The organism is Asticcacaulis sp. P2_C5 (genome assembly GCF_056404555.1).
Genome location: NZ_JBFUDU010000011.1, coordinates 251,956 through 268,095, shown reverse-complemented (window position 1 = coordinate 268,095; position 16,140 = coordinate 251,956). Strand labels below are relative to the sequence as shown.

8 protein-coding genes are annotated in these 16,140 nt (G+C 58.4%); 1 reads left to right on the top strand and 7 read right to left on the bottom strand.

Features of this window, described 5'->3' with window-relative positions; translation table 11 throughout:
* The first annotated feature begins 252 nt into the window (after positions 1-252).
* Positions 253-1,179 (top strand): hypothetical protein, encoded by a 927-nt coding sequence (locus AC1DXO_RS19720; protein WP_476979891.1) that lies wholly within the window; start codon positions 253-255, stop codon positions 1,177-1,179.
* A gap of 326 nt (positions 1,180-1,505) precedes the next feature.
* On the opposite strand, the gene AC1DXO_RS19715 is transcribed toward AC1DXO_RS19720, so the two are convergent.
* The 7 genes from AC1DXO_RS19715 to AC1DXO_RS19685 all read right to left on the bottom strand — a co-directional run bounded on the left by AC1DXO_RS19715 (position 1,506) and on the right by AC1DXO_RS19685 (position 16,010).
* Positions 1,506-1,730: a hypothetical protein gene (locus AC1DXO_RS19715; RefSeq protein ID WP_476979890.1), complete on the bottom strand. Its 225-nt coding sequence runs from the start codon at positions 1,728-1,730 to the stop codon at positions 1,506-1,508.
* A 251-nt stretch (positions 1,731-1,981) separates the two neighbouring features.
* Positions 1,982-3,886 carry a hypothetical protein gene (locus tag AC1DXO_RS19710; RefSeq protein ID WP_476979889.1) on the bottom strand — a complete coding sequence of 635 codons (1,905 nt, stop codon included), beginning with the start codon at positions 3,884-3,886 and terminating at the stop codon, positions 1,982-1,984.
* 273 nt (positions 3,887-4,159) lie between these two features.
* Positions 4,160-8,881, bottom strand: a complete 4,722-nt coding sequence (locus tag AC1DXO_RS19705) for an nSTAND1 domain-containing NTPase (protein WP_476979888.1) — start codon at positions 8,879-8,881, stop codon at positions 4,160-4,162.
* A complete protein-coding gene (locus AC1DXO_RS19700; protein ID WP_476979887.1) occupies positions 8,881-9,813 on the bottom strand; it encodes a hypothetical protein in 933 nt (310 codons plus the stop codon). The genes AC1DXO_RS19705 and AC1DXO_RS19700 overlap by 1 nt, the downstream gene beginning before the upstream one ends.
* A gap of 5 nt (positions 9,814-9,818) precedes the next feature.
* Complete coding sequence (locus AC1DXO_RS19695) at positions 9,819-11,084, bottom strand: hypothetical protein (RefSeq protein WP_476979886.1); 1,266 nt, start codon at positions 11,082-11,084, stop codon at positions 9,819-9,821.
* Between the two features lie 118 nt (positions 11,085-11,202).
* A complete protein-coding gene (locus tag AC1DXO_RS19690) occupies positions 11,203-11,406 on the bottom strand; it encodes a hypothetical protein (protein ID WP_476979885.1) in 204 nt (67 codons plus the stop codon).
* A gap of 83 nt (positions 11,407-11,489) precedes the next feature.
* Positions 11,490-16,010, bottom strand: coding sequence for an nSTAND1 domain-containing NTPase (locus AC1DXO_RS19685; RefSeq protein ID WP_476979884.1), 4,521 nt, complete (start codon positions 16,008-16,010; stop codon positions 11,490-11,492).
* Positions 16,011-16,140 lie beyond the last annotated feature (130 nt).

The following is a 16,140-nucleotide window of genomic DNA, read 5'->3' as shown; positions in this document are numbered from 1 at the left end:
AGACCAAGCATCGCGGACTTGAGGCCGTAGCAGCAGACTTCATGCTCAACCTCATAGGCTACAACCTGGTCCGCATACCCAAATTGGCAGCCCTATAGGAGAGGTCTGCCCAAAATCAGGAAAAACAAACAAAAATTGTCGAAAACAACGGCAAATGAAGAAACCTAAAAGAGCTTGATGGCCGTCTGAAAATGCGGATAGCCAACGGCAAAAAGCTTTTTCAGCAGACTGCTAAAGCTTGAGGGTTTTAAGTTGGCGCTACTTTGGGGGCAGGGGCATGAAGCTATTGCTGGCACGCCCGTCAGTTATGTGGAGGCCGCGACGGCATTTCTCGCAATGCTTATCGCCTACACGATAGGATTTCACACGACAAGTTCGCCCCCCGGATTCGACTGCAGCCAAGGATTCTCGCGATTCAACTTTGGACTGCCGGTCGCAACTATGGGAGAAGCCGCGACGGCTAAGCGGTTTGAACGCGTCTTTTCGGCTGCCTTTAAGCTTGCTGCGCAAGGTTCGTCATTGAAGCTGCGTCAGGTAAAGGCGGAGTTGGCCAAGGCAGCCGAAGTCGTTTCGATATCCGACAAACCTTTTTGGACCTACGAGGAACTCGCTGGCGTCATCGCGGGTTATCGCGCCTGCCCAGATTATCGTTACGGACGTCACGTCATCGTTGATGTCGGGGCAGCCACATATGATGTTGTGACTTTCTTCCTTCCCCTCAGCGAATCGAAAGTCGAAATATATCACGCTGGCGTGGCGGTATTAGGGGCCGAGGCGCTGCGAGAAGCCCGGTGCCGGTCCATTTCGGATGAAACGTTTAAGTTGGCCTGCAATCACCACTTTCATTCCGTTTATGGGCCAACTATGGCGGATGACCCTGATTTCAAACAGGTCGAAGGTGTACCAAAGCAATTGCTTTTCGTAGGCGGCGGTCGACGTACCAACGTCCACAGCAAACTCTTTGGCTCCATGCCCCACGGACTCATCGCACCCATGCGAACGCCAGAACCGGGGCGAAATGTCGTTGTCGAACTTGACGCGGACATGGCTCGCCTCCTGTTGGCCTACGGCCTGGCTCAGGACGCCGCCGATATCATGCCATTGCGGAAGGCTGAGGTCATCTCGCCAATCAGACACAGGTCATTCGCCGACAATTATGTCGACAAGGATATGTGTTAGGCGGTGTTGTTCAAGCCAACAGCGATTCAATCATTCCAGAGCATGTCCGCGTTGCGGCGGCATTGGTACGCTGAAATATGGGGAGCTGTCGCCGGGCCAGTTGGCATGGCGGTGGCCTAGCCCGATGTCAAACTCTCAGCCGAATTGGCCAAGTCGGAGCATTGAAACGCCGTGTCGGTAGATGGTTCAAACCGGAATATGAAATCACGTCTGGAGCGGAAATCGGCAAAGTCCTAAAACGATTGAGTGTATTCGAGAGGCGGCTTGTCAAAGGTTAGAAGAGACGGCACGGGCGAGACACACATGGCGCCTCGCCCTCGGACAGCCTACAGGTTGCGAAGCTTTTTCAATAGGCCAGTGCCTCCGGCAGCGGCGCCGGCGGCAGCCATGACGCCCCACCCAAGGGGTGTGAGGGCAAGGCCGACCAAGGGAACAAGAGCGGCCACAGTGACCGCCGTTCCTACTGCCCCTGCCAAGGCTCCCTTAGTGCCGCCTTCTTCGGAAGCGTGCTTGAGCGCGTGAAGGCCGTGCACCAGATGATTTCCCGACATGTCGTTCTCCTTTGTCAGATGTTTGACGAGAAAAGGCCCCAATGGCGCTTTCCCAGCTCAATCTTAGTGCGTCGTTAACCCTGTGGAGGGTGGATACCGGACAAAGTCAGGAACGACATTCTGCGTTGTTTGAGACGACGGCCTAAGTCGACAACGTGTTGCTCGTTTTGACTCTTCAAGGGGTGACGACGGGGGATGGCAGAACAGAAGAGCCCCGGTTGCCCGGGGCTCTCAGATATGTCAGCGATGGATCAGGCCGCTCTTCGGTCGCCGGTCAGGTCGTGCGCCGTCTCGCGCCGGCGTATTTCCTCGTCGTATACGGCAATCTGCTGTCGATCAGCATCAGCCTGCTGCTTCAATGCCGCAAGCTCAGTATCCTGATAGGCGAGCCTTTCTTCGAGACTGTTTGCCCGCGTGAAGGCCGTATCCTTATCCCGCTTCAGCGCTTGACGCTCCTCGACGAGGGTGGTGAATTCAGGCTCCAGCATGAATCTGTCGTCGACACCGGCCTCATCGCACAGTGTCACCGCCGCATCGATATCGTGAATCAGACGCGAAATTTGTTGCAGGTTGGCGTCTGTGTGCTTGCGGACGATTTCCATGTCGTTTCGTTCCGTCATCAGCGTGTTTCTAGTCGCGTACAGGGCGGGTAAATGCGGGTCGTTCGCCGCCTTGTTCGTGTGTTCGCCAAACGGCACCATTATTCCAAGCCTGTCCTCGGCAAGGCGAATTGACGCCATGACCTCGCCGAGCTGGTCCTCGTTTAGTTCAATCTTGGTATCGTTTTCCGCCCTGATTTGCTCGGCATCGTGTTGCTGCGCCTCGAGGCCGGCACGCTTGGCCGCGAGTTGAGTGAGGCGGGTACGCTTGACGTTGGCGATATTGGTCATGATTTTCTCCTCCAGTTCACTGGCTTCGGTGTTTGCTTCCTGCAATTGAGACACGATTTGCGACTTGAGTTCATTCGCCCCCGATATCTGCGCGTCCGTCTGGAACTTGCGTTGACGAACCTTTTCCCTGCCTTCCACCAGGCGGCGCAGTTCGGCGTCTGATTGGAGCTTGGCCTCACTTGTGAGGTAGCTGTCGTGATACCAGGCATCGAAGCGTTGGGCGCCCATAGGCGAAAGACCGTCATGCCGGTCCGCCTGGCGGAGCACATCCGCCGACACACCCGCAAAGCCGCCCTTGAGATAGTGGCTGTAGGCCTCTTGAAGATGCTCGTTGAAATAGATCATGACGCTGCGCGGTTGGCAGAGCTTAAGCATCGCCATCATGACGAATAGCAGCAGAAACAGCGACGATGCGATCACTTCCGTCGCAGGAAGGCCAAGGATGGTATCACCGGAATCACGCTGCAATTGCTTGCGGATCTGGGCACGGGTGTCCGCGTTGTCACTCAGGAGCTTGACGCCTTCGTCCTTTTCCAATCGCGCGGGCGACATCGCCGTAAGCGATTGCAGGCGGTCAGCCTTATCCTGCCTAGCTTGGTCCCGGGCTTGTTCGAGGCTCGCGATATTGGCCTGCATGGCCCGGCACACCGGGCCGCATCCAATGTGACCGGACAAGGACTTTCCGGCGGTTTCCCGGACTAATTCCTGGCGCTGGGCTTCGATCCTCGCGTCCAAATCAGAGATTGCGCGATCGGCGGCTTGCGCAGCGTTTTTGCGGAATTCCGAAATCCTTTGGTCGTTCTGGGCGGCAATGGCCTGAACGACCTTGCGCTCTTCAAGCGTGTGCGCGAGAAACGGACCAGTGATGGCCATGCTGATGCATACGATGCTGAGCCGGGCCAGCGTGCCCATCAGCACCTTGTTCTTGAAGGATGCCCGCCAACCCGGCTGTGGAGCCGGCGCGCCTATACCAGGATTAACCCCCTTGCGATAGTCTGCCGAAGTGTCGAGGGTTGCATAACTGCCGTCGACCGCGAAAATGGCCGTGCCCCAGATAACGCCGACAAGGACAGCTACCCAGGGCAGGTTCTCTGGCAGGAAGACGGACAGAATCCTCCCCCAGGTCATACCCTCCAAAACAGCCATAGCCGCGGCCAGGAACCCAAAAGTTAGAATCCAGCTACTGGCACTCGGCCGCAGCAAATTTTTGCCATACGCAAAGAAGAACAGCCGGCCGACGGCGGTTCCAAAGCTCATTTGTTTCACGCTCTTGCCTCCGATCGCTGAAGCACGTCTGTATCGACATCCGATGCAGAAGTAGCTTCAAGTTTGCGAAAATGGCGGCGCTATTTGGATATCCGCCAAATTCCTCAGGCAAGAATGTGCTGAAATGTACCCTCTTCCGGCTGCATATGAGTCAAACCCTTTAGCCGATTCCGATCAAATGCAGAGAGGCCGGACGCTCGGCTAACTATTTTTAAGTGTTCGACAATTGTATGCCCGCGTCTAACGCTATTGGAATTTGCCGCTGGTCGTGGGTCATTGGGCACTTGAGCGTTGAGGCCTCGGCACATCAATCATGTTATGATCGGCTATCATCTTGGCGCGTGTCTCGCGCGAGGGAAGGCCCATCCCAGCCTCCAATACGTCGCCATAGTCCCCTGGCATAAAGTCTGCGTTTGCTCGCATTTTATCTCGTAGTTCTTGAAGCTTTGCCAACGTAAGTTCAAGGTAAGTGAATATTGGAGTTCCGTAAACGTTTTTTCCTTGCAAAAGAATTACGACCTTTTCTTTTAGCAATGCTTCGTCTAAAACGACAGGAGTTGTGTTTTTACTAAACGCACTCGTCTTCCAAGTTGATGGGCCGGACTTTTTTTGTGGATCGTGCCACTCGAAAGTGACGGTATAAAACGTATTTAGTCTCGCCTTTTCCTCTTCCGGAATTTCCATTAGGGCTATGGATCCAGGTCCAATGCGATACGTGATATATGCCTCTTTGAAATCTCTTCCTGCAGTAACTGCGCGACCAATTGCTGCCATTGCCGCGTCTGCACTTCCGCGATACAAATTGTCGTCCGCGGGAGCAATTTCCGATGATAATTGAGTATCATCGATGATGCTGACTTTCCCCCTATCGTATGTTGCAACCTCGACCGGGTAGCCCGGATTAAAGACCAATTCGTAAAATCGACCACCTGCCTCGCTTCCCGTAGGTCCGGCGATTCCGATCGTACGAAAAACTGGAGATTGTTTTCCAAAGCTGGCGATCTCGTTGCCGAAGACGCCTCGTCCAACCATCTGTTGCAGAGCGTCACACATCAGTGCTTGCTTTGCAGAATTGCTAACACACTCGTTCAGTACGGCCTTTGCCGCTGACGGGTCTTTGGCAACAAGTTGATTTGCGATTACAGTGCGGATTACCCAGCCAATAGCTGTAAAGCGGAGCGATTCAGGACGGCGCCGGGCTTCAGAGTCTGCTAAGGCCATCAATGCTCGGGCGGAATCCACGTCACCCGATGCTGCGTTCAGGGATCCGATTCGGCTAGCAAGAATTAGGAATCGAGTCCATTCATCTGGGGCCAAGTCCAGCGCTCTGGTCCAAGCAGTATCAATTGCGCGGCGCCGGTCGACGTAAATTGTGGGGAGAGTGCCGGGCGAAGGAAGAGGATCACCTGGATCTCGCCGTAAAAGACAGCTAGAAATAGTTACAACCAACTTTTGCGCGACTAAAGCATTGTCCATTCTGTTTGCCATAGCGATCGCATTATCGACTGTCGATGTGCATTCGTTGACTATTTGTTCCGAAACTTGCTTGGAAGCAGAACTAGCCTTTGACCGAGGCTCGATCGCAGTTCGTCCGTAGTCTAGGATTGCGTGCTCAAGTGCTGGAGAGTCAGGATCGCGCTCAATGAGTTGTTCGGCTGCTGCCATCCAGTTACCGATATCTGTCGATATATCCCTTGGCTCATCTCCGACCGGATATCGAGCCAAGGTACGATAAATGAGAAACTGAACACGAAGCTTAGCCTCTAGTGCCGCCCGGTTGTTCGGTGAAAGTGTAATCGCATGATCGATTAACGCTTCCGCTGATTTCAGCTCAATGTTTGCTTTCGAAGTGCCGTCTGGCGTCCGACTTTTAGGCTGTACGTAGAGATGTCGGCTTAAACCAATGTGCAACAACCCGGCCAACACATATGCGTCAACACTGAAAGGCTTTTCGCGGATCAAGGAGTCGAGAGCCTCAGTAGCAGCCTGGAACGAACTGTCTGCCGGCGCAAACTCGTTGTTGTTTGAATAAACCCCGCCGATGGTTATCAGGCAGGCCGCTCGCGCCTTTCGCTCGGCAAAGGCTGTCGGCTTCCACTCCAAGGTCGACTCAAGCAATGCGTCACGAGACCCTGAGTCATCACGTTCCTCGTTCTGAGCGGAATCGATGCGAAACCTGAGACATTGGCTAGGGACCGATGCGCGGACGTTGGGATTTAGTGTCTCCAGTACCTCCGTGGCACGCGCTTCTTCGCCGTTCGAAAACAGCACGCTTGCATAATTGAGACCAATTCGTGAGGTCGCTTCGGCGGTTGCGCCTTCCGCTAGTTGATCGCTATGCAGTCTCTCCAATATCTGCGGATACGCGGATTTTGCGCGTTGAAGTGATGTCGTCGAGGCCACCAAGGTTGCAAGCTCATCGACTGCGCTGGCATAGCCGGCGTCTGAACGTGGGTCTGACTTGGCTTCGTCGACTAGCTGAAGGTAAATGGGAAGAAGGTCTTCCAACATTGCCTGCTGAATCCCTTCTAAGCGGGAATCGTCCCGGTAGGTATCGTTTGTCAATCGGGCAACGGCCTTGTCGAGCGCAGTTTGAGCTAGTTGACGGGCCCTTAATGCCTCTTCCGTGCGTAAATCTGCCAACCGCCGTTGTTCACGCTCTGCAAGACTCGCACGGGTCGCAAGGTTTGCTTGGGTTTCAGCAATACTGCGTGCATCGGATTCGGCATCTCGAGCTGCGAGGGCGGCAATTTTCTGTCGCTCAGTTTCATCTCTTGCTTCCCTCGTAGCGGTAAGTGCGTGAACCTTGTCCTGTAAGGCTCCCGCCGTTTCCGTTTCCTTCGCAATCGCGTGTTGTCGTTCGGAGAACGCGAAGACTGTCAATGTCGAAAGTACGACGATAGATCCAATCGCAACCGCTATGGAGAAGCGCGTCCGATTTCGGCGGGTTTTGATGGCACCATCTTCAAGCGCTATGGATTGGTAAACAAAGGCGTTCAGTGCTTCGTAGCGTTGAGTGTTCGGCACTGCATTCTGGACTCCTCTTGCCACTTCGAGGTCTTTGGGGCTTGTAAGAAGTGCACCCTCGGGCCTACCCTCCAATTCCCACCTGACTGCGCGTTGACGGAAGTCCTCGACCTGAAGCCGGATCTGCTGAGATTCTTGAAGAAGGCGCCGGGCTTCGTCCCAGTGGGTGAAAAGGGCTTCGTGGGCTACACGAAGCTGGGCGGGGGCGTCCGGCGCGACTGCCTGCTCGGAGACCAGGACGCGGATGGCGACGAGGGCGTCGATCAGCCTGCGTCCGGGGCTGCCGGCGGGCCACTGGTCGATCGCGGCGGGGCGGGCGGTCTCGCGCTGGCCGTCGCCCGAGGGTACGGCCAGCGCCGATAGGACGCCCGGAAGGGTGGCGCGCGCCTCCGCATCGAGCGACCCGAACATCGGTTCGACGATCCGACCGATCGCGCCCCGCAGACCGCCAAGGCCCTTGTAGGCGGCAAACGTCAGGAGGCGCGGTTGTTCTGCCGACGGATCCGCATCCGGTCCTGCTCGCTCAAGCCCGTCATAGAGTGTCTGCAGCGCGAAACCCAGCAACGGCAAGGCATCGTCCGTACCCATCGCGTCGGCGAGCAGCACATCGTCGAGCCGTATGCCGTCGCCGACACGTGTCCCGAAGTGCAGCCCAGCGAGTTCGGCTGGGCCGACAATCACCTGGCGCAGCGCGTCGCGGCCCATGCGCGGCAGGTTGAATACGCCATCGCTGTCCAGCAACGGGGTCAGGAGCGCGTTGCCGTGCTCATCACGTAAGTCCAGATACTGGCCGTAGAACTCGCTTCGCAACGTGCCGACGACCCAGACTCCCCGTGTTTGCAGGTCGCGCAGGAAGCGCGCAAAGGCAATGCGCGCCGCGGCGGTGAAACCAAGGGTGAACAGTTCCTCGAACTGGTCGACTACCCAAACATGCCGATCCATCTGCGACACGCTTTCGGGAAACACGGTTGCCAGGGACGTGAGGTCGTCGTTATCGGGCGCCGCCGCGGCCAGGTCGAAACCCGTCTGGTTCTCGTCCCGCCGGCGCCAGCTGGCTAGCACGCTACGGGCAAGGTCGGCTTCTCCGACCTCGGTTCCGGCTTGACCAGAGATGGCTTCGCGTGGGCGCCAGACCGCGTGTTCGAGGTCCGGCACATCCAGCTTCAGCGCGGGCAGGAGCCCAGCCATGCAGAAGCTGCTTTTGCCGGCTCCCGAAGCGCCGATCACCAGCATACCGGGACGGCCGGCCGCAGCGCGTTGGTGCAGGCGTTCGCGCAGCGCGGCCACTTCGCCCTGCCGGCCGAAGAAGATCCGGCTGTCTTGAAAGTTGAAGGAATTAAGGGAGCGAAATGGGGTGCCGGTCCATCCGCCTTTGATCTCAATGCCCAGCGCCGCCAGCGCGTCATCGATCCGGTCCACCGGGTGTAACTGTAGGCCACACTCACGGCACCGGCGGCGCAGTGCCCCATCGATCTGGCCTTCGTCGGCACGCGGGTAGAAGACAAGCCCACCGGCGGCAGGGTAGCTGGCAAGTGCCGCCTCCAGCTTGGCAACGACGGCCTCGACCGAGCCGACATTGCCCAATGGGTCGAGTGTTCCAGTCGCAGCAAACCGTGGTTCGACAATGGCCGACAGTCCGTCACGGCGCGCCAGGTGGGTAAAAACCGCCAGTCCGAACAGCAGCTCGCCGCTGTGCCCGGTAACCGCCGCCTCCAGGGGCGCCGTCGTGACGGCCAAGTGGCCGATGGTCCGCCTGCGGCTCATTTCGCGGAACAGTAGCTGCAAAGCGACCTCCGCGCCCCGCCTGGCCGAAAGCGCCAGAACCCCGCCACGCTCCCCGTTGACCGTTACCCGGCCAACCTCAAGCCGGCTCGCCTCCAGTTCCTCAGGACCGTCGGCGACCTCGATGCCCGTAACACCCCGGGCAATACCCGACACACCATCGACCAGAAGAAGCCAGCAATGCATCAGGCACCGTCGGGATGTGTAATGGACACGGAAAGATCGCGCGGCCGGGCTTCGAGTCGAATTTCGGCGATGCCGTCTTCCTGGATTTCGCCGAGGTCGAACACAACTTCCCCGGACTTGACCCGGACCCTATGGCCGACAAGCAAATTTGCAGATGAGGGGTGACATTGCAAGATCAAAAATCCGGCCGGTCCGCCTTCGTTTGGCGCCCAGGTCAGGCTCCAGCGATAGGGACTTTCGGAGGGGGCATCCAGACGGAAAGCCCCGCCGTTCTCCATCAGCGAACTGGCGGCCAGTTCCTTTACGCGCATCCAGGTGTTGTCGTTTGCCGGTTCCGGTGTCTCGTGACGCCGACGATGCATCGTGCTCAAGGCGAGGGCGCGCCAGGGAACAGGCACCGCTTCAAAAGCCGGATAGTGTTGAGCAAAGCCGTCCTCATCGCTTAAGCGGCAGCCGCTCTCCCATGCCATCAAGGCCTTCTCAAAACTCGTCCAGTCCAGTGTGAAATCGGTAGCCGGGTCATGGCCGACACTTGTTCCGGTCGCGCCCCAGTCTTGCCGAAGCCTTTCCAGAAGGGCCCTGTCGGGACTGTTCATCCCGATGACCGTCCCGAACGGCGAGGCGCGCCAATCGATAATAAAGATTTCCAGGCCTTGGGTCGCGAGGTCCGGCAAGGCATCTATCGCCGCCTGCGCGGCCGCATCGACATTTTCGAACACGATGGAAATGCTGCCGCCGTCTTCGCCTACCAGACGGGTAAGGTATTCCGGCAAAAGCACAAGATCGGTGCGTTCGATCAGGTCATGGTCCAGGCGCCACTGCAACAAGCTGTCCTTGCCGGCTTCCTGATTCCAAAAGCCGGCAATCGAATCAAATGCTGCGCCCGAGCAAACAAGCCACCGATCCGGCGTGAAGGTCTTGGCGGTCGTCATCTTCGTCATCCTTTTGCGCGTCCTTCGACGTGGCAGATCGCACAGCGCTCTGAAGTGGTTCTCGAAGTCCAGCTTATTTCATCGGCCAGCAAGGCGAGGCGTGACCGTGCCGGTTCGACGAGCCTGTCCGTCATCATCCTTTCGGCAAAGCCCTTGCTCATTACACGCGGACCGACCGGTGCAGGTCCAGTTATGTCTTCTTCGGAAGGCACTAGGGCTCCGCGCATGACCTGGGCCGCGTAACGACGACGGCCGTCACGAATAAGGCTCAGCAAATAGCCGTAGTCTGACTTGCGGAAGACAGGCACCTCACGCCTTCCGGCCCGTACGACATCCATGAGCAGGTCGGCAATGGTTTCGGCCAGATCATGAGCGGCGAGCAAACGCTGTTGCGCGGCAATATTGTGTTCCAGCCGCGCGGCAACAGCTGCGCGAAGCGGTGGACGCGTATGCTCATCGGCAGGCTGGAAACAGGAAGGCAGGCTGGCTGCAAGCGTGGCCCTTGAGATTGAGGGTTTTCCTCGCCTGTTGAGCACAGCGGTTGAGGCCAGGGCCTCGGCAATTCGCAATCCAGCCTCGCATAGTTCGCACGTCCTACCGCCGCCGCTTTCAAGGATGGTCCTGAGTTGACTGTAAAATTGCAGCCGTTGCGGATAGGTTTCGTCCACCGTGTGCTGTGGGACGCCCAGGCTGCTATGCAGGACATGCATGAAATACAACATCTGCACACTGGCGGCGTCTGGACCGCAAAGCTCCGCAGCGGCGGTGTCCCACCTTGTTCCCGCCGGCAGATTTCTCACGCCTGGAAGTGCGCCGCCCACGACGCAGAGCACGCCGCCTTCGCCGACCCGCCTATGCATAGCGCCCAGGCGGTCCCTGGCGAGGCGATAGCATTCAAGGATGTCGGGGAGCAGATGCTTTCGTGACACGCGCTCTCCCGCCCACCGTTCGAGGACTGTGAACATCCCCGCAAGCAAGTAGCGCCAGCGCGGCGCGTCCAGGCGGGAGGCAAGGTCGAGACCATAAACATCGAACCATGCGGCAGAATGGGGAAGCCATTCCTTTCGGTTCCAGCGCTCGTCCGAATCCTCTTCGCCCAGCAGCGCCAGGGCTACGTAGCAGCGCGCCTCGGCGCCGGGCTGATCGGCAACGTGTCGGTGTCGCTGCCGGACATCGTTAAAATGGACGCCGTGGCCTCCCGGAAATGGGACAGCCCCAGTTTTCGTTATCACATCTGCGATCCGGTTAACTGTGGGAGCATCGAGATTCATTCAAGTATCCATATGCCAGAGAGGGGAAACAGAAAACAGGACTATCCGTTAAAGTAAAAAAATCTCAGGATTGAATATGGTAGGCCGTTCAACCAAAAATCACGCATTTTTCCAGTCGTCAACGCCGTTCTTCAGGAGATTTCCAGCCGCCTTCCACGCCCATCTTGCCGAGGTGCATAGCTTGACGTGTCATATGATGGGACTTTAGAAAGCTGCCCAGAACGCCGTGTCCTGTCGCTGTCGCTATGTCGCCAGCTATGCGCGCCGCACCAAATGCGATCTTGCCTGCGGCCATTGCGCGCTTTTTCGCTAACTCGTCCATTGAAACCTCCTGCGTTTGTCGCAAAGGTACAATGACAGAAAACGGCGCGCCAAAGGCCGGGATAACAGACAAACCGCTCGTATTCACGACGTTACGAAGGGAAGCTGGATATTTCGGGTAGGCAGAATCGCATTCCGGTCGGCGTCTCCGTTTGGCTCGAAGCCGAAAAATTCGCGTTGGGCGTCCGTCAGGGTCCTTGTGACACTCGCTTCGGCCAAAATAATGAGTTCGTCGTCGGAAAGGACGGTCCAGATACGAATCGAGCCGTCGTCGAACGCCGCTAATAACTTATCGCTCAAGGGATTGAACGACAGGTAATTCACTTGCTGACGTCCCTCGCATAATATCGCGGGAACGGGCCTGGGGGCCTGAAGGTTCCAAAGGCGGACGGTTCGATCCGAAGATGCAGTCGCCAGATATTTTCCGCCAGGGCTGAGCTTCATGGACATGAAGTGAATGTTTAAGTCGTGAACTTGCAGAACCATGGGCGGCTGGGAGAGGTTTCGTATTTCCCAAATGCGAACGCTACCATCCCCGTTCGCGACAAAAATCTTTCTACCGTCTGCACTGAATGCAATGGAGCACGCGTAACTTTCATAGATAAATTGATGGGGCGCGGCGCTTAGGTCCGCCATATTCCATAGTTCAACCGGTCCCAGTTCAGTGGCGATTGCAAGACAGCTTCCGTCCGGGCTAAACACCGCTTCCTTCAGTTTCCCGGATCCCGAGAGGTGGGTAGCCGCCTGTTTAAGGCGGGTCGCACCGGAACGCTTCAAGGGGCCGGGAAATTTGACATTCCACAGGCTAGCAATCGAACTAATGTCTAGCGTAACTAGATGTTCGCCGTTCGGGCTGAATGCTGCCCGAAACCAAATCCCTTGCTGGTCTAAATCGATCTCCGGCTCCGGCGGATTGGCCCTGAGGTCCCATTTTACCACCTTACCTTCCTTGGTCGCGAACGGCGAAAGTGAGGTCCACAGGCATTGGCTCTCGGGACTGAAGGCGAAGGTGTTGATATTGGTGAAGCCATGTAAATCGATGGGCGTGGGAACCGGTCCTTCTATTTTCCAAAGCCGAAATGCTCGTCCGCCTCCGGCAAGCCATTTGCCGTCGGGGCTGAATGCGACTCGCTGTCCTTGGGCCAGCTGTTCATCTGCCCCTCCAAGATCCGTGCAGGTCCGCCCGGGATGGTTCAGGTCCCAATGCAAAATCGCCCCATCGGCATAAATCGCCACAAGTCGCGACCCATCCGGACTGAACTCGGCGCAGGTGACGGCGCGGCTGGTTCCGTCAAGGATGTTGTATTTTGGAGTGGGGGCGCCGCCCCAGTCACGGGCAAAAATTTGTGGATCTTGCGGCAATCTCCCCAAATTCCACAATCGCGCGGCCTTTTCCACAGGGCAGCATGTCACCAGCCATTCGCCATCCGGACTGAAATCTCCCTCTGTTACCCACTCGGCGTGTGGGGCGCACATGAAGAGTTCGGCCTTGCCGTCCGAAAAATCCCAGACACATGCGGTGTGGTCGTGCGACAGTGTCAGCAGACGTGAGCCGTCGCCATTGAAACGAACCTTGGTTATCCGGCCGCGATGAAAGTTTAATACAACGATACTTTTTGACAACCGGTCTACGTCCCATATGCGCACCGAGCTATCAGAAGAGCCAGTGGCGAGAAACCGCCCGTCCGGGCTGAAATCGGCATGCATGACACGCCCGGTATGCTCTCCCAATAGACCGCCAAAGCGTTTGCCATCATCGTCCCACCTCCAAAGTCTGGCGGTATCGTCGGTAGATAAGGTCACCAGCCGACTTCCGTCATGATTAAGGGCCACGAAGAACACACAGTCGCTGTGGCCCTTGACAACCTCAGCCTTGGGGGGAGACTTGGCCAGATTCCAGACTTGTGCGCTGCCGTCCCAGAAACCAAGGGCAAGACGTGAACTATCTCGACTGAAGTTTGCGTGAAACGCACCTCGGTCCTCTCCCGGAAGGATTGCACCCTCCGGCACAACACCATCAAGACTCCAAAGCATGGATCTACGGCTCGCTTCGACGACAAGCCGGCAGTCCGGGCTAAAAGCCAGGCAAGATAGACCTTGGGCTGCTCTGGGAAGCTGCAGGTATTCAGGTGGGGAATCCGAGATTTTCCAGAGATTAATACTCTCGGTACCCTGCGGGCAAACGCATAGACTACCGTCTTTGCTAACAACGGCATACGCCGGACTACCTTTTCCACCCAGACAAACCGCAGGCGTCCTTTCGCGCCCAATCTGCCAGCGATATAAATGGTTATCTCCGCCCACGGTAATGACCGCGTTTCCGCCCGAGGTGAAGCCACCATTGTGCGGCAAGCGCTGATTGGTAACGGCATGTTCCCTGTTTACGAGTATTGCCTCCCGCAGTATCGCAGCGGCCTCGGGCGACCATGGTCGTTCAAGACCCGACGACGGCAACACTTCGAGGAGCGCCAGAACCGCGGTCATGGCATCGCCCTGGTCGAGGACTTGTTTGGCCAAGATCGCAACCGTCCTTGATTGACTGCGCAAGGCGCTATCGCCCGCTTGCTTCAGAGCTTCTGCACGTTCAGCCGACAGGGTCCGAAGTCGCTCATCGTCCGCAATCGATGCGTGCACGAATTCCGAGAGCAATGGGTCGGAATGTCCCGTCGGCCACCGCTCCAATACGCGTTGTCCGTCCACAATTTCCTTGTCTCTCAGCAGTCTGAAGGTGGGGCATCTCTCGGCCGCCCATTGCTCCGCCCGGATGCGAAGCCGTTGAGCTGTGAGGCGAACCTCGTGTGACTCCTTGAGCAGCGAGACGGCTTCTTCCCAGTGTGTAAAGAGAGCTTCGTGGGCGACGCGGACCTGAGCGGGTGCGTCCGGCGCGACTGCCTGCTCGGAGACCAGAACGCGGATGGCGACGAGGGCGTCGATCAGCTTGCGCCCTGGGCTGGCAACGGGCCACTGGTCTAGCGCGGCCGGCCGGGCGGTCTCGCGCTGGCCGTCGCCCGAGGGCACGGCCAGCGCCGATAGGAGGCTCGGCAGGGCGGCGCGCCCCTCCGCATCAAGCGAGCCGAACATCGGTTCGACGATCCGGCCGATAGCGCCCCGAAGTCCGCCAAGACTCTCATAGGCGGCAAATGTCAGGAGGCGCGGTTGTTCGGCCGCTGGATCCGCGTCCGGTTCTGCCCGCTCAAGCCCGTCATAGAGTGTCTGCAGCGCGAAACCCAGCAACGGCAAGGCGTCGTCCGTCCCCATCGCGTCGGCGAGCAGCGCATCGTCGAGCCGTATGCCGTCGCTCGTCCGTGTCCCGAAGTGCAGCCCAGCGAGTTCGGCTGGGCCGACAATCACTTGGCGCAGCGAGTCGCGGCCCATGCGCGGCAGGTCGAACACACCGTTACGGCCGAACACCTGGGTCAGGAGCGCGCCGCCGTCCTCGTCCCGTAGGTCCAGATATTGACCATAGAATTCGCTGCGCAATGTGCCAACGACCCAGACGCCCCGCGCCTGCAGGTCGCGCAGGAAGTGCGCAAAGGCGATGCGCGCCTCGGCCGCAAACCCCAGCGTGAACAGTTCCTCGAACTGGTCGACTACCCAGACAAAGCGGTCTGTCGGCGACACGGTTTCCGGATACAAATCTGCCAGGGACTTGAGGTCGTCGCAATCGGCCGCCGCCGCGGCCAGGTCGAAACCGGTCTGGTTCTCGTCCCGTCGGCGCCAGCTGGCTAGCACGCTACGGGCAAGGTCGGCTTCTCCGACCTCGGTTCCGGCTTGACCAGAGATGGCTTCGCGTGGGCGCAATACCGCGTGTTCGAGGTCCGGCACATCCAGCTTCAGCGCGGGCAGGAGCCCAGCCATGCAGAAGCTGCTTTTGCCGGCTCCCGAAGCGCCGATCACCAGCATGCCGGGCCGACCGGCCGTGGCACGTTGGTGCAGGCGCTCGCGCCGCGCGGCCACTTCACCCTGCCGGCCAAAGAAGATCCGGCTGTCTTGAAAGTTGTAGGGATTGAGGGAGCGGAACGGGGTGCCGGTCCATCCGCCTTTGATCTCAATGCCCAGCGCCGCAAGCGCCTCGTCGATCCGGTCGACGGGGCGCAACTGCAGGCCACGCGCCCGGCACCGGCGGCGCAGTGCCCCATCGATCTGGCCTTCGTCGGTGCGCGGGTAGAAGATAAGGCCACCGGCCGGAAGCTCGCTGGCAAGTGCCGCCTCCAGCTTGGCAACGACGGCCTCGACCGAGCCGACATTGCCCAATGGGTCGAGCGTTCCAGTCGCAGCAAACCGCGGTTCCGCAATAGCCGACAGTCCGTCGCGACGCGCCAAATGTGTAAAGACCGCAAGTCCGAACAGCAACTCTCCGCTGCGCCCGGTAACCGCCGCCTCCAGGGGCGCCGTCGTGATGGCCAGGTGGCCGATGCTCCGGCGGCGGCGCAGCTCGCGGAATAAGAGTCGTAAAGCGACCTCGGCACCTTGCTTGGCTGAAAGCGCCAGCGCTCCGCGCTCCCCGTTGACCGTTACCCGGCCAACCTCAAGCCGGTTCGTCTCCAGTTCGTCAGGACCGTCGGCGACCTCGATGCCCGTAACACCCCGGGCAATACCCGACACACCATCGACTAGAAGAAGCCAACAATACATTACGCACCGCCGCCCGTATCAGTGTCGAGAGCTCGGGAGACGGCATGGGGCGCCTCCGCGAATGGATTTCATGTTCAGATTTCGCATCCAATTCAACCCT